16 protein-coding genes and 2 pseudogenes (1 of these 18 cut by a window edge) are annotated in these 17,222 nt (G+C 65.7%); 7 read left to right on the forward strand and 11 right to left on the reverse strand.

Going from position 1 to position 17,222, the window contains the following annotated elements:
* A protein-coding gene (locus NI18_RS21085; protein ID WP_052149411.1) for a Crp/Fnr family transcriptional regulator crosses the window boundary here: on the forward strand, positions 1-753 show its 3' portion. Its footprint begins 72 nt before the window's first position; 753 of the gene's 825 nt are visible here — the last part of the coding sequence; its start codon lies off the left edge, out of view; its stop codon occupies positions 751-753.
* Between the two features lie 178 nt (positions 754-931).
* Here the strand turns inward: NI18_RS21085 and NI18_RS21090 are convergent, their stop codons facing one another.
* The gene (locus tag NI18_RS21090) at positions 932-3,766 is read right to left on the reverse strand and encodes a TonB-dependent receptor (RefSeq protein ID WP_306286579.1); all 2,835 of its coding nucleotides are present in this window, start codon (positions 3,764-3,766) and stop codon (positions 932-934) included.
* Between the two features lie 873 nt (positions 3,767-4,639).
* On the opposite strand from NI18_RS21090, the pseudogene NI18_RS21095 reads away from it, so the two are divergent.
* The 4 genes and pseudogenes from NI18_RS21095 (at position 4,640) to NI18_RS21110 (ending at position 8,083) form a co-directional block, all read left to right on the forward strand.
* Positions 4,640-5,288, forward strand: a pseudogene (locus NI18_RS21095) (carbonic anhydrase).
* 170 nt (positions 5,289-5,458) lie between these two features.
* Positions 5,459-6,259, forward strand: a complete 801-nt coding sequence (locus tag NI18_RS21100) for a methyltransferase domain-containing protein (RefSeq protein ID WP_037533296.1) — start codon at positions 5,459-5,461, stop codon at positions 6,257-6,259.
* A 70-nt stretch (positions 6,260-6,329) separates the two neighbouring features.
* Positions 6,330-7,388, forward strand: a complete 1,059-nt coding sequence (locus NI18_RS21105; RefSeq protein ID WP_037533299.1) for a DUF4118 domain-containing protein — start codon at positions 6,330-6,332, stop codon at positions 7,386-7,388.
* A gap of 86 nt (positions 7,389-7,474) precedes the next feature.
* A complete protein-coding gene (locus tag NI18_RS21110; RefSeq protein WP_306286580.1) occupies positions 7,475-8,083 on the forward strand; it encodes a dienelactone hydrolase family protein in 609 nt (202 codons plus the stop codon).
* A 139-nt stretch (positions 8,084-8,222) separates the two neighbouring features.
* Here the strand turns inward: NI18_RS21110 and NI18_RS21115 are convergent, their stop codons facing one another.
* From NI18_RS21115 to NI18_RS27600, 4 genes and pseudogenes are all read right to left on the reverse strand, one after another.
* Positions 8,223-9,119 carry an ROK family protein gene (locus tag NI18_RS21115; protein WP_031440373.1) on the reverse strand — a complete coding sequence of 299 codons (897 nt, stop codon included), beginning with the start codon at positions 9,117-9,119 and terminating at the stop codon, positions 8,223-8,225.
* Between the two features lie 71 nt (positions 9,120-9,190).
* Positions 9,191-9,853 carry an ROK family protein gene (locus tag NI18_RS27590; protein WP_347574899.1) on the reverse strand — a complete coding sequence of 221 codons (663 nt, stop codon included), beginning with the start codon at positions 9,851-9,853 and terminating at the stop codon, positions 9,191-9,193.
* Positions 9,741-10,133 (reverse strand): annotated as a pseudogene (locus NI18_RS27595) (sugar kinase); the annotation flags it as partial. The gene NI18_RS27590 and the pseudogene NI18_RS27595, both read right to left, overlap by 113 nt.
* A complete protein-coding gene (locus tag NI18_RS27600) occupies positions 10,088-10,420 on the reverse strand; it encodes a winged helix-turn-helix domain-containing protein (RefSeq protein WP_306286581.1) in 333 nt (110 codons plus the stop codon). The pseudogene NI18_RS27595 and the gene NI18_RS27600, both read right to left, overlap by 46 nt.
* Before the next feature lie 263 nt (positions 10,421-10,683).
* On the opposite strand from NI18_RS27600, the gene NI18_RS21125 reads away from it, so the two are divergent.
* Both NI18_RS21125 and NI18_RS21130 read left to right on the forward strand, forming a co-directional pair.
* Entirely contained in the window at positions 10,684-11,193 is a 510-nt protein-coding gene (locus tag NI18_RS21125; RefSeq protein ID WP_052149412.1) for a DUF697 domain-containing protein, read from the forward strand.
* Between the two features lie 38 nt (positions 11,194-11,231).
* Complete coding sequence (locus NI18_RS21130) at positions 11,232-11,528, forward strand: hypothetical protein (RefSeq protein WP_031393817.1); 297 nt, start codon at positions 11,232-11,234, stop codon at positions 11,526-11,528.
* A gap of 69 nt (positions 11,529-11,597) precedes the next feature.
* Here NI18_RS21130 and NI18_RS21135 read toward each other — a convergent pair whose 3' ends face one another.
* The 6 genes from NI18_RS21135 to NI18_RS21160 form a co-directional block, all read right to left on the reverse strand.
* Entirely contained in the window at positions 11,598-12,329 is a 732-nt protein-coding gene (locus tag NI18_RS21135) for a D-alanyl-D-alanine carboxypeptidase family protein (RefSeq protein ID WP_306286582.1), read from the reverse strand.
* Complete coding sequence (locus tag NI18_RS27605) at positions 12,314-12,556, reverse strand: hypothetical protein (protein WP_306286583.1); 243 nt, start codon at positions 12,554-12,556, stop codon at positions 12,314-12,316. Before NI18_RS27605 ends, NI18_RS21135 begins: the two co-directional genes overlap by 16 nt.
* Positions 12,553-12,906 (reverse strand): hypothetical protein, encoded by a 354-nt coding sequence (locus tag NI18_RS21145; protein WP_084215397.1) that lies wholly within the window; start codon positions 12,904-12,906, stop codon positions 12,553-12,555. The genes NI18_RS27605 and NI18_RS21145 overlap by 4 nt, the downstream gene beginning before the upstream one ends.
* 11 nt (positions 12,907-12,917) lie before the next feature.
* Positions 12,918-14,495, reverse strand: coding sequence for a L,D-transpeptidase family protein (locus NI18_RS21150; protein ID WP_037533306.1), 1,578 nt, complete (start codon positions 14,493-14,495; stop codon positions 12,918-12,920).
* A gap of 145 nt (positions 14,496-14,640) precedes the next feature.
* Entirely contained in the window at positions 14,641-16,272 is a 1,632-nt protein-coding gene (locus NI18_RS21155; protein ID WP_037533334.1) for a M28 family peptidase, read from the reverse strand.
* A 69-nt stretch (positions 16,273-16,341) separates the two neighbouring features.
* Positions 16,342-17,169: a DUF1206 domain-containing protein gene (locus NI18_RS21160; RefSeq protein WP_052149414.1), complete on the reverse strand. Its 828-nt coding sequence runs from the start codon at positions 17,167-17,169 to the stop codon at positions 16,342-16,344.
* Positions 17,170-17,222 lie beyond the last annotated feature (53 nt).

The raw sequence follows: 17,222 nt of genomic DNA on the forward strand, positions 1-17,222 counted from the left end.
CCCGCGGCGGACAAGCTCGTCCAGAAGCTGCGCGACCGGCATCCCCTGTCGACTGCGGAGGAGGTCGCGCTTAACACGTTGCTTGCGGCCAAGGCCGGGCCGATTTCCGGTCGGACGGTGTTGCTCGACCGGGGGATGCAGCCAAGCGGGATCCATGTCCTGCTTGACGGCTGGGCGTGCCGCTACACGATGCTCGTCGATGGGCGCCGTCGGATCGTCGCCTTTTATCTCCCGGGCGATGTCTGTGACTTCGACGTCTTCCTGCTGGCGGGGATGGACCAGACGATCGCCGCGATCACCCCTGCACGCGTTGCGGTGGTCGATGCCCCGATGCTAGCCGTGCTTGCCATCGACCACCCGCCCCTGACGCAGGCCCTGTGGTGGGAATCGCTGACCGCCGCCGCGATCCAGCGCGCCTGGACGCTCAATGTCGGGCAACGCAGTGCCAAACAGCGAATCGCACATCTGTTGTGCGAGCTATATCTGCGAATGGACCGGGTTGGGCTGGTGCAGGACGGCAGCTGTGCGCTGCCGTTGACCCAGTTTCATCTGGGGGATGCCTGTGCGCTGACGTCCATCCACACCAATCGTGCGCTTCAAGAGCTGCGCCGTGACGGCTTGCTGTCGCTCGAGGCCCGACGCCTGACGATCCACGACTGGCCGGCGCTGGTCGATCTGGCCGCGTTCGACCCCGCCTATCTCCAACTGTCCAAAGAGCCTGGCACGTCCGGCGATCGTGCGGCCCTTGGCTAAATAGCGACCCGGGTGGCGGTCGGCTTCTTCATAGAGGTCCAGCAAAGGCGGGGTTGCCGCTCCGGCGCGCCACGCCACCCCGTTAAGCCATGAACGCCCGCTCGCCACAGAGCCGTCTGCAGACAGGCGGTCTCCGGGCGAGCGAGACTAGGCGCGGCCTATCTAGCGGCCGCCAGACCTACAGCCGGAAGGACAGCGACGCGACATAGGTCCGCCCGTTCTTGTAGAAGGCCGTGGGCCGATCGGGCGTCGCGTTATACTGGCGATAGGTCTCGTCGAGCAGGTTCTGCGCGTTGAGCGACAGCGTGACCTGCTTGGTCAGATTGAACCCTGCCGACAGATCGAGCTGGTTATACGCGGCGACCATTTCGCGCGAGCCGAGACGGCCAATCGTGCGGAAATACTTCGTCCGGTAATTGTAGCTCAACCGCGCCTGGAACGGTCCGCTTTCGAAATAGGGGATCACGTTGACGGTGTGCTTCGACAGATAGGGAAGGTTGAGATCGGCGCCCGACGCGTCGGTCGAGGAGGTCGTGCTGTCCTGATAGGTATAATTCGCTTGGAGCCCGAACCCGCCCCAGATCTCGCTCTGCCCGGAAACGAGGATCCCGTTCACCTTCGCCTTGCCGCCGTTGATCGGCTGCGAAACGCTGTAATTGTTCTCCAGCCGCCCGGTCAGCGAATTGAACAGCGTCACCCCCTCGGTCCGGGTCGTGATGATGTAGTTGCTGATGTCGCGACGGAAGGCCTCGACCGCGAGCAGGCTGCCCGGACGCGGGTAGAATTCCGCGGTCAGCTCGTAATTGGTCGACTCATACGGCTTCAGATTGGGATTGCCGCCACCCGCATCGCGCGTCGTATCGTTTTGCGAGATCGATGCCGCCAGATCCTGATAGCGTGGCCGCGAGATCACCTTGGCGACCGCACCGCGGAAGATAAGCGACGAACTCGCCTCATAGGCAATATTGAAACTCGGCAGGAACTTCAGATAGTCGGTCGATGTCGTCGTCGGGGTCGGCACGGGGTTGGGGTTGGCCGCGGTCGACAGCGTCAGCGCATAGTCCGACACGTCCTTGGTATAGACCAGCCGGCCGCCGATATTGCCGCGAAAGCCGCTCTGCTCGAAATTGAGCTGCGCATAGCTCGCCGCGACGGTTTCCTTGACCCGGGTTGACGCGCCGATCTTGCGGATCAGCGGCGAATTGATCGCATTCGCCAGGATGTCGATCACCGACTGTTCGGACAGGTTCAGATACTGAGTCGCGTTGCCCAACCCGCCGCTGCCGCTGAATGTGCCGTCCGGGGTCGACGCAGTCGGCACGTTGAGCTGCGATGCGAGCTGGGACGTGGTGAGATAGGTGTTGATGCCGCGGCCGTCGATGCGGTTGACATGGTCGGTGACGCGCGCGCCGAGCATCAGCTGCGTGAACGGCCCGAACGAAACCGGGATCGTCGCATCATAGCCGCCGAAGATGTCGCGATCGGTCGTCACGCTATAATCGAGTCCGCCGATCTGCGCGGCGTTCAACTGCGCGCCGCCGACCAGCACCGGGCTGCCCTCGATCTGTGCGGGATTGTTGTTCGGGTTGGTGAAGTAGTTTGCAGGGTTGGTCGGGTCGCCGGTGAAGTTGACCGTCGCCGTATCGTTGGTGAAGGCATAGCTGAACGGCAGTCTGGTCTGCACGTTGAACAGATATTCGGGATTGCGCCCGCCCCTCGCCCGGCTCCAGCCACCCGCGAACGACACCTTGGCGCCGTCATCGCCTTCCCAATCCGCGAACAGGTTCAGATTATCGGTGGTCAGCTTGGTCTTGCGGACGAGCGTGTCGAGCTGCGCGCTCTGGCTCGTGGCAGCACCGAAGGTCGCGGCGTTGACGACCCCGTTGCTGATATTGGCCGACTGCAGCACGTTACCCGTCCAGGCCCCGGGAATGGTGTACATCGACTGGCTGTAATTGTCGTAATTGCCGTTGATGTGCAGGCCGTTGAGCGTCAGCGTCAGCTCCGAGCTGGGGCGGTACTGCACGGTGCCGGACACGCTCTTGCGCTCGCGCGTCTGCTGGAAATAGGCATAGTTGATGCCGAACGGCGAAGCGGCCTTGTAGAGATCCGCAATTGTTCCGCCGGTGATGGTCGCACCCGGGCTCTTCAGGCTGAGCGTGCCGTCCTGCGCGCGGTTGACGAACGGGCTGTTATAGGTGCCGTCCGCATTCGCCGCGGCATTGTCATAGCCGAAGAATTCCACGCCGGCGCGCGTCAGGCTCTGCTTGTCATAGGTCGCGGCGACCAACACACCGAACGTCTCCGCATCGTTTTTCCAGCTGTACAGCCCCGAGCCGCGGACATTGCCCTTGTCCGAACGGTCGTTGTACGAATAGCCGCCCGACGCGAAAATCGAATTGGCCTTGAGCTCGAGCGGCCGGCGGGTGCGGACGATGACGGTGCCGCCAAGGCTACCCTCCTCGATCCGCGGCTCGGGCGACTTGTACACCTCCAGCCGGTCGACGAGTTCGGGCGCGAGCAACGAATAGTTGAAGGTGCGGCTCGACGGGTCATTGTCGTTGCCGCCCCAATCCGCCGACGCGAGCGCATGACCGTCGAGCAGCATCCGGTTCAGCGCGGGATCGGTACCAAGGATGGCGACCTTCTCGCCCTCGCCGAAGCGCCGATCGATGCTCACGCCCGGGATGTGCGACAGCGATTCAGCGACGTTGCGGTCGGGAAACTTGCCGATCGCTTCGGCGCTAATCACGTCGACCACGGCATTGGCCTCGCGCTTGACCGCGATCGCGCTGCGCAGGCTGCCGCGGATACCGGTGACGACGATGTCGCTGTCCGCGTCTCCCGAGGGGGCGGCCTGCGTGGGGGGTGTCTGCGCGGATGCGGGCTGCTCGGCGGCGGCTGGCGGGGCCGACGACGACGCGGTCTGTGCACCCGCAGGCGCGATCAGCCCGGCGATCGCGCTGGCGACCACGCCGGTGGATGCGAGCAACATCTGCTTAGGAAAAACCATTGGTCAAAGCCCCTTTTCATAGGCGCCATCGCGCCATCCCGATGCAGCCCATGCCTGCACCCGTAAATCCCGCGAATCGCCCGGTATTCTTTTGGTAGCCAGGTCGATGTCTAGGCGCCGCTACCTATATCAAATTCATTTTCCGAATCTAATGCGAAAATTACCTTTTTATTACCAATTCTGGGAGGGACGCATTCCAGTCCGGCGGTTGCCTCGTGGCTGCGGACCTGACCCCAGCGAGACCCGGGCCAAGTCCGTTCGACAAGGCAAGACGCGTCAGCGCATCAATTTGCCAAGATACTCCACGTTTCGGAAGATGGTGTCAGTCGCGAGCCGAAGACACATTCCTTTGCCCGTCGAGGGACTCGCCCACGCTTACTGACAGGCGCTAGCGCATCATGACCCCGGCAACTGACGCCAAGATCGACCGCAGCGGATCTAATACTCGCTTAGGCTCGCGAGGTATCCGTTGGCGAACCCCGAATAAGGGCAACACTCCGTACCAATATAGGATGTTTGCGGCGTCCACTGAGCCATGCGGTTTGTGCGCGGCGGGTGTCGCTACCAGCCCCAGCGAAAGCGCTGATCAGGCGAGCGCAAAATATCCTCGTAGCGCAATGCTGCGCGCGGCAGCGCCCTGTCCATGGCGCCGGAGCCCCTGCCCATGGCATAGGGCCTGACCAACCCCATGGTCGCGCAATTCCTCCGTGCGGGGGGCGTGCCTACGATTCCCCCGTACCTGCGCCACTCGCGGGGCAGATCGCTCGCCCTATCGCAGGATCGGCAGTGTTGCGGGCTTCCCGGGGAACCGCTCGCATGACAAGGGGTTTCTGAAATTGGCCGTTTTGGCCGTATCCCGGGAGACGATACACAATGACTGATTTTGCCGATCTTGTAGATGGATACCAGCGGTTTCGGACGCCGACTGGCGCCGCCAGCATGACCGTTGGGAGAAATTGAAAGTCGGACAGGAACCGCGCGTCATGGTGATCGCCTGTTCGGACAGCCGGGTCGAACCCGCGCAGATCTTCGACACGTTGCCTGGTGAGATGTTCGTCGTCCGCAACGTCGCCAACCTCGTTCCGCCGTTCGAGACGGGCGGCGGCTATCACGGCGTTTCTGCCGCGGTGGAATTTGCGGTCACGCAGCTCAAGGTCGGCGAGATCGTCGTACTCGGCCATGGCCAGTGCGGCGGCTGCAAGGCGGCGCTCGCAGGCACGTTCGACAAGGCAGAGCGCGGCCAGGGTGGCTTCATCAGTGACTGGGTGCATCTGCTCGATGGCGCACGCGAGTCCGTCGCCAAGGATCATGCCGATCTGAAGTCTGAAGAGGCTCGCGAGGCGATGGAGCAGGCTGCCGTTCGGACGCGATTGAAAATCTGCGGACCTTCCCGTTCGTCCGCGATGCAGAGGCTGCCGGCGATCTCGAGATCCGCGGCGCGGTGTTTGCGATCGACGACGGCATTCTACGCGTGATGGACGAGGATGGCGGGTTCACGCCGGCTCAGCCCCGCGCGGACTGATGCCGAGGCCGGGCCGGCGAAAGTCTCGTCGGCCCGGCGCATCTTCACTTCAAACCTTATCAGCTGGCCGCTGCGAGCTCTCGCAAATGGTCAGGGGAAACCGAGACTGTAGGCGGGTTGCGGCCCGTCAGATTAGGGCGCTATGTTGCTGGCTTCTGACTGGAGGTCCTATGACGCGCCTTGCCTTGGTTATCGCTGCCGGCCTGTCGGCCGCCACAGCGGCGTATGCCGCACCCGATCCCGCGCCGAGCGCCGCTCTCGTCGCGGCGACCAAAGCCGGGACGCGAACGCCCGCGACGATCGCGCGCGACGCTTTCCGCCACCCCGCCCAGACGCTGGCGTTTTTCGGTGTGAAGCCTGGTGACACGGTCGTCGAGATCTGGCCCAGCGGCGGCTGGTATACCGAGATCCTTGCGCCCTATCTCGCGGCCCGCGGCACGCTTTATGCCGCTGCGCCGAGCGAGAAGGGTCTCGCAGCTGTCCGGGCCAAGCGCCAGGCGATGCCCGAAGCCTATCGCGCGCTGCGCTATGCCATGTTCCCGGCAGTCGCTGGCCAGCCGACCGTTCCCGCAGGCTCGGCGGACGTCGTGCTGACCTTCCGCAACGTGCACAACTGGCGGTTCGGGGCCGCCGATCAGACCCAGGCCGCGTTCGAGCAGATGTTCGCGATGCTCAAGCCCGGCGGCACGCTTGGCCTTGTCGAACACCATCTGCCCGAAGCGTCGGGCAAGATCGAGGAAGGCAAGAGCGGCTATATGAAGCGGTCTTCGGTCATCGCCTATGCCACCAAGGCAGGATTCAAGCTGGCAGGCGAGAGCGCGGTGAATGCGAACCCGAAGGATACGCATGACTATCCCAAGGGCGTGTGGACCCTGCCGCCCAATTACGCCGAGGGCGATGTTGGCCGCGCGCGCTATGCCGCGATCGGCGAAAGCGACCGGATGACGCTCAAGTTCGTCAAACCCCGTTGATCGCCGCGCAGAGTGTCACCCGCCGCATCCAAGATTTGGAAGCGGCGGGCTACACTGTTACGACACCCGTGTGACCGCCACCCCACTCCGTTTCCTCGAACGTCTGCCGCTGCTATGGGATCGCCGCGCCATCGCGTACGGCGTTGCGGTCGCCCTCTCCATCGCTGCCTGCGCGATCCGGATCGGCGTCGATCACCTGCTGCCGCCCGGTTTTCCGTTCCTGACCTTCTTCCCGGCGGTCATCATCTCGTCCTTCCTGCTCGGGCGCGGTCCCGGTTCGGCGGCTGCGCTGCTGTGCGGTGTGCTGGCCTGGTATTATTTCATCGCGCCACGCCAAGGGTTCACACTCGGCGTCGATACCGCGGTGGCACTGCTCTTCTATGCTGCTGTTGCTGCCGTCGACATCGCGCTGGTCCACTGGATGCAGCAGGCCAATCACCAGCTGCGCGACGAGCGCGAACGCAACGCCGACCTTGCGCTGCGCAGCGGGCTGCTGGCTGATCGGACAGAGGTGCTGTTCCGCGAATTGCAGCACCGCGTATCGAATAACCTCCAGATGATCGGGGCCGTCCTGGCGTTGCAGAAGCGCGGTATCGCCGACCCCGCCGCGGCTCTCGCGCTCGACAATGCAGCGACCAAGATCACGCTGATCGGCCGGATCCAGCGGCAGCTCTACGATACCAGCGGATCGCTGATCGCGCTCGACCAGTTCCTGCACCAACTGACTGCCGACGTGATCGAGGCGGGCGGCAATCCCGGTATCGTCCACTCGGTTTCCGCGCCGCCCGGCGTCATGCTCCCCCCCGACGCGCTGATCCCCGTTGCGCTGATCATGGCGGAGGCGATCGCCAACGCGATCGAGCATGGGCTGGTGGGACGCGATCATGGCAGCATCCGGGTCGATCTCGTCCAGACCGCCACCGGGTTGCAGCTTTGCGTGACCGACGACGGCGCCGGACTGCCCGAGGGATTCGACACGCGCGGCTCGACGAGTCTCGGCCTGAAGATCGCCACTACGCTAGCGCGCCAGCTCGGTGGCAGCTTCGACGTCAGAAGCGCCGAGCCGGTCGGCGCACAAAGCGTGCTGACCATTCCCCATTCCCCCGCAGGACAGCCCCCTACCCCATGATCATCCGCAGCGACGAATTCATCGATATCCCTCGGATCGCCAGCGGCACTCCTTCGGATGATGCCATGCCGTCACCAGGCGGCGTCATGCGCACGCACCTGTTCCGTCCCGCGGTCGAGGGGCGCTATCCCGGGGTTCTGCTGTTCTCGGAGATCTACCAGGTTACGGACCCGATCCGCCGGCTTGCTGCCTATGTCGCCGGTCACGGCTTTTGCGTCGCGGTGCCCGAGGTCTATCATGAGTATGAGCGACCCGGGACGGTGCTGCGCTACGACGTGGCCGGCACCGATCGCGGCAACGCGCTGAAGGTCACGAAACCGGTTCACGCCTTCGACGCGGATGCGGTCGCAGCGCTCGACGGCCTTGCTGCGCATCCCGCCTGTACCGGGCGGCTTGCGACGATGGGCGTCTGCCTGGGGGGACATCTCGCCTATCGCGCCGCACTCGATCCCCGCGTTGCAGCGGCTGCATGCTTCTACGCGACCGACATCCACGGCGGAACGCTCGGTGCGGGCAAGCAGGATGATAGTCTGGCGCGCATGGCAGAGCTGAAGGCGGAAACGCTGTTCATCTGGGGGCGGCAGGACCCGCATGTCCCGTTTGCCGCGCGCGAGACGATCCGCGCGCGACTGGAGGCGGTCGGTGCCACTTATGGCTGGCTAGAGGTCAACGGCCAGCACGCGTTTTTTGCGTGACGAGGGACCACGCTATGATCCCGCCCTGTTCGCCCAGACGCTGAACGCGGTCATCGCTCTATTTAACCGCACCCTAGCCGGATGACGGCCCACCGCCGGTCAGCCGGCTAGGCGCCTCGCGGGCTCCGACGCAGGAGGCTCAGCGCGGCCACAACCGCGCTGCGCCGCGCACGCCCGAGGAATCACCCCAACGGGCCGGCACCACCTGCCCCTTCCAGTCGCCACCGAAGCTGTAGCGATCGATCACCGCGGGAAGCCGGGCGTAGATCGCCTCGACATTCGACATGCCGCCGCCGAACACGAAGACGTCCGGGTCGACGATATTGGCGATCATCGCCAGCGCGCGTCCGAGCCGATCGACATAGGTGTCGAGCGATGCGACCGCGTCGGCTTCGCCGTGTCGCGCGGCCTCGACGATCGCGGCGCCGTCGAGCATCTTCCCCGACCGCGCGGCATGGTCCTGCCGGAAACCGGTCCCCGATATCAGCATGTCGAGACACCCGTTTTGTCCGCACCAGCATGACGGACCGGGATATTCCGCCGCGGTCATCCACGGAAGCGGGACATGGCCCCATTCGCCGCCCATGCCGTTCGCGCCCTCGACGATGTGCCCGTCGACGACCAGCCCGCCTCCGACGCCGGTCCCGACGATCACCGCAAAGGCGGACCGCGCTCCCGCTGCCGCACCATCGACCGCTTCGGACAGTGCCATGCAATTCGCGTCATTGGCCATCCGGACCTGACGGCCCAGCGCAGTCTCCAGATCCTCGCGAAAGGCGCGGCCGTTGAGGAAGGTGGCGTTCGAGTTGCGCATCAGCCCGTCGCGCGGACTGATCGATCCGGGCGTACCGACCCCGATCGAGCCCATGGCGCCCGCCTCGCTCTCGGCGCGAGCGATCAGCTCGCCGATCGTCCCGATGGCGTCGTCGTAATTTCCCGGGTTCGGGCTGCGCACGCGGGCGAGGAACTGGCCGTCGGCGTCAAGGGCCGCTGCCTCGATCTTCGTGCCGCCGACATCGATACCGATCTGGATCACTGCATCTCTCTCTGACTTTGGTTTGGAGGCACCCTGCCCGCGAGAAAGATAAAGTCAATTTGCTTTAACAATCAGCCCTTAATCAGGATGGCGTCCGACGGCAGGATCCGGTCGAGAAACGGCAGGATCGCAGCGCCCACGGCGGGCGCATCGCGCGATAGTGTGGCGCGCCGGATCGGTGCACGCGCCGGGATCGTCGGCGCCGCCGCGATCAGCTTGCGCGTCGTTTCCGACGCCAGTCGGTCTAGCACCGTATCGGGCAGGCGTCCGCCGATCAGCACCGCGGCCGGATTGATCAGGCAGTTGACGGCGGTCAACGCGGGCACGAGCGCGCTCGCGCACTCGTCGACCCATGCATCAAGTGTCGCGCCGAACTGTTCGGCAACGTCCAGCGCCGGGTCGAACGGCGTGGTCAAGCCAGCCTGTTCAAGCCGCGCGGCGAGCGCGGACAAGGACACCACGTCCTGAAGCACCTGTCCCGGCATGCCCGCCAGCGGCAGAAAGCCGAGCTCCCCGCTGCGGGCGTCGGCGCCGCGATAATAGGATCCGTCGATGACGACCCCCGCCCCCAAGCCCTGCGCTGACCAGAATGTAGAAGAAGCTCGCATGGTCGAGCCCGCCACCGGACTGCGCCTCGCCGATCGCCGCCGCCGCCGCGTCATTATCGATATGGACCGACCAGGGAACGACACCGGCGAGCAGCGCCTGGAAGTCGACAGCACCCCAGCATTCATAGCCCGCCGGACGATGCGGCAACGCCACCTGCCCCAGATCGTCGGGCAGTGCCACGCCGACGCCGAGGATGCGATCGGCGCGCAGCACGTCCGATCGCCGGATTTCCGCGATCTCCTTGCCGACGATACCAATGATGTCGTCGGGCATCGCGAACGCGATCTGCTGTGTGAACCGGGACCGGACCTGCCCCGCCAGATCGAGCGATACGAGCGTGACGTGATCACGGTCGATGTTCAGCCCGATCGCAAAGCATCCATCGGGGTTGATCCGCAATCGCACCGCCGGCTGGCCGCGTCCGCCCTTGCGCGCCCGGCATCGACGATGAGATCGGCCTCGAACAGGCGCCCGGTGATATTCGCGATCGTTGGCGCGGTGAGGTTGGTCATCGTCGCGATCTCGGTCCGGGTGATGTCCGGGTTTCGACGGATCACCTGAAGCACGACGCGCTGGTTATAGTCGCCGGCCCGTTCGAGATTGGTGCCCGACAGGCTTGGGCCGAGCCGCACCGCGCGTTCCTCCGCAGTCACCCCGCCACCGGCATGCGGCTCGAAATCCGAGAAATCCACGGCTTGCTCCCTCCCCGGAACGTCGAGGCGCGCGTCGATGTGACTTCGCGCACCGCCCCGTCAGTCGTGCGTGCCGACGGCCCCAAATGCGATCCTATAGTCCGACATCCACCTCAACCGGTCAATTGAATATGCCAAGTTGGTTATATCTCCGCACCGGCCCGGCACGGCAGCCTGCATCCGGCAGCGAACAGGCGACGTCGCGCAGTTTCAAAGCGTGTGGTATCGCGCCGCAATTCAACCATTTGGAAAGATCGACATCGATGATTACACGGCTCGAAGATCTGGAGCGGGTCCGCGCCGAAAGCCGGTCGCTTGTCACCCGGCGATCCTTGATGTCGGCGGGCGCCGCAGTCGTACCGATTCCGGGCGTCGACCTGGTCGCGGATGTCGGCCTGTTGACGACCCTGCTGCCGAAGATCAGCGAAATGTTCCAGCTCGATCACGAGCAGGTGCAAAAGCTCGAGCCGCATCTCGCGCAGCAGGTTCTGGTGATGGCGTCGAGCATGGGCAATAACGTGATCGGGCGCATGGTCACCAAGCGGGTCGTAGCGGCGCTGCTGCGGCGCGTCGGTGCGCGGGTCGCGGCGGGATCGCTTGCCAAATATGTACCGTTCGTCGGTTCAGCCTTTGCCGCCACGATCAGCTTCGGGGCGATGAAGCTGGTCGGCAACGCGCATATCGAGGATTGCTACAAGACGGCGCTGGCCTTGCTGCCCGCGTCGGGGCAAATCGCTCCGGTCTCGACCCCGGCGGGCGGTATCGCACGCTGACCCCGGCGCACGCAGCGCCCCACGAACAGGACCGACACATGGCGAAACAATATTGGGCACAGTTGATCGACTTCGAAGAGGAGATGCAGTCCGCGTGCATCTCCGGCGCGACCGATCACGAGGATGCCGCCGAGACGCTCATCTCCGACTTCGTCGGGCAGATGGGTGGAGAAATCACCAAGGGCGCTGTGCGCGTCTGGGTACAGGGCGAAAACCGCGAGAAGGTCTATGACTGGACCGTCGACCTGATCATCCCAGAGGATGACGGCACGCACGGCGGCGAAGATGAAGAGATCGAGGTCGAGGCCGAGATCGAGTTGATCGAACGCACCTGACGCCCCCGCGCCAATCAGGCACCCCGTGCGCCGTGGCGTACGGGGTGCCCTGGCTTGAGCCGCAACAGATTAGCTCGGGGCGCCCTCGCCGCCGTTGAACCCGCGCTCGAGAATCTGTGCGACGAGCCGATCGCGTGAGCGCGCGGTTCGCTCTCCCAGGACGACGGCGATCAGTCGGCGGTTGCCGCGCTTGGCCGATGCCGCCAGATTGAACCCCGCCTCGACCGTATAGCCGGTCTTGATGCCGTCGAGCCCGTCAAAGGCGCCGAGCATGTGATTGTGGTTCTGCAACTGCCGTCCAGCCCAGCGAAACGACCGGGTGCTGAAATAGGCATAGCGATCCGCATGCTGGTCGATCAGTGCCCTGGACAACATGGCCATGTCGGTCGCGGTCGTGAGATTGGCGCCGGGCAATCCGGTGACGTTGGTGAACGACGTCCGCCGCATGCCGAGCGTCCGCGCCTTTGCGGTCATCCGCCGCGCGAAGCCGGCTTCGCTGCCACCCAGTTTTTCGGAAAGCGCTACCGCCACGTCATTGGCCGAACTCACCGCGATCGCCCGGATGGCTTCGCCGACGGTCAGCCCGGCACCGGGTCGCAGACCGAGCCGTGACGGCGGCTGGTTCGCCGCGGCCCGCGAGAATTTGACGGTGTCGGACAGCTGCAGCTTGTTCGCGTCGAGCGCGTCGAACGCCAGGAACAACGTCATCATCTTGGTCAGCGACGCGGGTCGACGGACCAGATTGGCCCCTTGCGCATATAATACCCGGCCATCGCGCGCATCGATCAGGATGGCCGACACGTCCGCGCCGCCGCCGGCGATGGCGCGGCGAGCACCGGTTCCGCCAAAGCCGGAACCGCCATTGCCGTCCCGGGAATCGCCGCCAGCGGAACCGGCGCGGCGCGGCTCGCCACGCCGGCGGGCGACGCCGTCGATACCGCAGACGACATGGGCAGAACCAGCGTGGCCAGCGCCGCCAGCACGGCCGGGATACGGCGCTGATAGGCGCCGGTCGGCATCGGCCTCACTGCGGCTCCATCTCGTTCGTGGCGGGCACGTCATCGGCGGGTTCGCTCGCGATGCTGCCGTCGCGGCGGACGCGCGCAGTCATGCCGGTCGCATCGGCATCGTCCTGCATCTGAACGTCCGGCCCGATTTCCGGAGCGGGCGGGGCCTCGGCTTTCACCTCTGCAGGGGCGGGCGCAGGCGCTTCCTCGACCACCGCCGGCGCCTCGGCCTCGGCGGGGGCCTCGTCCTCATACGCGCTGTTTTCGGTCACGGGTGCGGTGTCCGGCTCGGACGGGGAACAGCCGCCGAGCGCGGTCGCCAACAGGCTCGCGCCGAGCGCGAAGCGGATCGCATATGCCTTCGTCGTCATGGTCATGTCCCTCATCGTGCTGCCATCGCCTGCGCCGCCGACCGTGCCTCGATCTTGGAGGCCAGTGTCGAATCCCAGCTATAGGGATCCGCGCGGAAGTTCATCTGGCCGTTACCACTGGCGAATGCCGTCCAATAGAGGAGATAGACCGATACGGGCTTGCTAAGCCGCGCCCGCACCGTAGCGCCCTTATCGACCGTCGCCGCGACCGTCTCGGGGGTCCATTGCGGATCACCCGCCAGCAGGAGGTTGGCAAGCTCGGCGGGCTTTTCGAGCCGGACGCACCCATGACTCGCCAGACGGCTGAAGCTCGCAAACTTCGCGCGTGACGGGGTGTCGTGCAGATACACCGAATAGGGATTGTCGAAATCGAACTTGTACCGCCCCAGCGCGCTCTGCGTACCAGCGGCCTGCTGCAGCCGCGTGCCGCCGATCACCTTGAAGCCGTTGCGCTTCAGGTATCCCGGATTGGCCTTTTCCTTCGGCCAGAGCTCGCGTGTCGCGATCGACGTCGGGACGTTCCAGGGCGGATTGATCACGACGCTGTGAATCGTCGAGGTCAGCATCGGCGTCTCGTCACCCGGTCGCCCGGTGACCGCGCGCATCGACGTGATCGGCCGGTCGCCGTCGAATACCGTCAGGACCGCGGCGGCGATATTCACCTGAATGCGATCCTTGGGCAGTTCCTGCGGCAGCCAGCGCCAGCGTTCCATGTTCGCCATGATCTGGCGGACGCGATCGGTCGCCGAGACGTTCAGCGCGCCCAGCGTCTGCCCCGACACGATCCCGCTCGGGTTGAGCCCGTAGCGCCGCTGCGCGCGACGTACCCCCTCGAGCAGCGCGGCGTCGAACCGGTCGCCGCCGGCCGATACGTCCTTGTCCTCGACCGCGAGGCGCTGGCGCAGCGCGGTCACGCGTGGGCCCGTCGCGCCGATCGTCATGTCCGGCCCACTCGCCAGCACCGACCAACCGCCCGCCGCCGCGATCGCGCGATAGCGCTCGAGCCCGGCCTTGAGCCCGTCATACCCTGAATAGGGCGGCGGCAACGCGGCGAACCACGCGGCGATCCGGTCACGCTTCACCGCATCGGCAAAGCCCGGCAGCGGATCGAAGGCGGGCGGGCGCATGCCCCAGTCCCGCTGGAAGTCGGCTTCGGACAAGCGCCCGGCATGCACCGCGCGGGCGTGGTCCAGCGCTTCGCGAACCAATGTGTCGTTGTCGACGTCGAGCACAAGCGACGGCCGCGCGAACGCAAGCCCCTGCCCCATCGTGTCCGACGCTAGCAGCTTCTGCAGCTGCTTGACCTGGGCAACGGACAGCACCGGCATACGAACGGTAGGCACCACTGGCGGCACCGCCATGCGCGGCGTCATCGCCTGCGCCGGAAGCGCAGGCTGGCTGGCCGGCGGGTTCGATGGGGCGACGGGCCTTTGCGGCTGGGTCTGGAACAGTTGCGGCAGCACCAGCTGCTCCTGCGCCGCTCGGGCCGAAACGGCGTCGACCGGGAGCAACAGGGCCACCACCGCGGCACCGCTCAGCATCGTGCCGAACCAGGGGGCGTTCGTCTTTGTCTTTGAAAGGCTTTGCATAGCGTCCCTATAGCGATCGCATCCTGCGTCGCACGGGCAATATCGCCCTAGCCTGAATAAAGCCCGGACGACGCGATATTTCCCGCCGCCTCGCCGAATATCGCAGGGCGCAACGCCCCCTTCGGCCTGGGCGCGGCCGTGCCCGTCATTTGCGCGCCGCCCGAGTTGTGTCGCGCTCCGCTGCGAACGGCTCGGACGCGTTCCAGACCGGCCATGCCGTCCCCTCGGCGACCTCGCGGCCTAGCGCATAGGCGACGCTGCCCTCCTGCGCGGCGCCGGTCATGTCCCAGCGTGCATCGAATTCGTCGCAGGTCTGGTGATAGCATCGTGCGTTGAACCGATCGCGCATCGCCTCGCCCGCCTTCGCCCCGCCCGTCACCAGATCGCGGCCCGCGCGGAAATACACTCCCGGCACGCCCTTCTGCGCCAGCGCATAATGGTCCGAGCGGTAATACCAGCCCGCCTCGGTATTCTCCTCGGGCACGATCCGCAGCCCCTGCGCCGCCGCAACCCGCGTGAGGTCACGCTCCATCGGCGTTCGCCCGACGCCGATCAGTTCGAGATCGCGGGTTCGCCCCAGCACGACATGCGGGTCGAGATTGAACTGTGCCGCGGTCGTCGCGAGCGGCAGGACCGGGTGGTCGGCGTACCAGCTTGCACCAAGCAGCCCCTTCTCTTCCGCAGTCCACAGCGCGAACACGACCGAACGCCGCGGCCGGGCGGCGCCCGCATAAGCGTGCGCGATCTCGAGCAGCGTCGCGGTGCCGGTCCCGTTGTCGATCGCGCCGTTGCGGATCCGGTCCGCGGGCGGATCGAACGCGTTCTCCCCATAGGCATCCCAATGCGCGCCATAGAGAATGCTGCCCGCCGCGGGATCGGTGCCCGGAAGAACGCCGACGACATTGTGGCTCGCGACATGTTCCATCCGCGTTTGAACACGCGCCGACAGGGTCGCACCCTTCAATATGATCGCAGCGAAATCGGCGCGCTGTGCGGCAGCCTTCGCCGCGGCATAACCCAGCCCCGCCTGCCGCAGCAGACGGATTCCGATGTCGTTGCGCAGGTTGCCGCGCAGTCCGAACGCCGCAGGCACCGTCCCGGTGTCGAGCGCATAGCCCGGTACCGCGTCGCCGTTCGCGATCTGTAGCCAGGGATAGCTGGCCGGAAACGTCTCGTGGATCGTCAGGAACGCCGCTGCGCCGCGCTTCTGCGCCTCGCTGAGCTTGGTCCGTGCGGCCGGACTTGAGGCCCGTCCCCCAAATCCCAAGTCGCGTCCCGCCTCGACATCGGGATCGCCGGCCAGGGCGACGACGATCTTGCCGCGCACATCGACGCCGCGATACGGATTATAGCCGAGCTTCGGTTCGACCACGCCATAGCCGACAAAAACGATATCGCCATGATCGAGCGCGGTCGTGCCGACGATCCGCGACGATGCCGCGATCTCGATCCCCGGCCGTAATGGCACCGACTGATCGCCGAGATGCAGCGTGAAGGTTGCGGCATCGCGGGTCCAGCGCAGCAGGGGCACACGCTGCCGATAGCTGGCGCCGGCAATGGGTTTCAGCCCGAGTTGCTTGAAGCGTCGCTCGAGGAATTCGAGCGTGACTGCCTCACCCGCTTGGGTAGGCCCGCGCCCGTGGAATGCATCCGCGCTCAGTGTCTTGACGTCCGCCTTGATCCGGTCCGGCGACAGGATGGGCGGCCGTGGATCAGCGGCGATGGCGGCGGGAGTGGCCGAGACGGTGAGCAGCAGCAGCGGCAGGAGGCGTTTCATCGGCATAACCTGCCCGCGATGTGTCACGTGCACAAGCGAACGAATGAGATCGCACGCTATTCCCGCGCCTTAGGCCGCGATCTTCAGCCCGGCAGACGAACCTGAACGCGGCGAAAGCGCGCTTCGACAAAGCTGTAGACGCCGAACAATCCCAGCCCGACGCCCGTCGCGGCCAACAACCATTTGCCCCCCGGCTGGTCCTGCAGCATCGCCAGCGCGTCCGCCATGCCGCCGGCTTCGGTCGCATGCGCCTGCCATGCCGCGACCGCGAAAAAAGCCCGCGATGATCGTGAAGACGACCGCGCGGGCTCCATATCCCAGCCGCCCCATCGTGCAGACATAGGAAGGCAGCGAGCCGTCATTGTGCAGGTCCTTGACGAAATCGCCCTTCCAGGCCTTCTTCGCCTGCATCACAGCCGCGGTGAGGATGCCGATTGCGACTAAGGCAACCAGCACGCGGCCGAACGGCACCGAAAGCAGCCAGCCTGTCCAGTCGCGGGCGCTCTCGTCACCCGGGGACTGCCCGCCGCCGCCAGTCCGTGGTTGCCAGGCGAGACGTGCCGCACTCCAGGCAAGGATGAGGTGAGCGATCCCGCTGACGACGTGCCCGATCCGGGTCAAGGCGCCCTTGGCGTCGCGCATGATCTGCTCCGGATCGGCGATCGCTTCGGTCAGCCGCCACACCGCATAGCCGAGCAGACCCGCGGCAATGACGGCCAGCAGGACGGCGCCTAGCTGCTCGTCCGCCAGCGATCCGATCGCACCCTGATTGTCGGCGATCGTCCCGCCGCGCATTGCGGCATCGACCGCAAACCAGGCCACCAGACAATAAACCAGCCCGCGCGCGGCGAAGCCGAGACGTGCGAGTTGCGTCGCACGGACATCCGAGATGGTCACCGCAAATCCCCCTGGATCATATTGATCGTTACGCCGGCTAAACCCGCCGTGCG

The organism is Sphingomonas sp. Ant20 (assembly GCF_000783375.1).
GTDB classification, from domain to species: Bacteria; Pseudomonadota; Alphaproteobacteria; order Sphingomonadales; family Sphingomonadaceae; genus Sphingomonas; species Sphingomonas aerolata.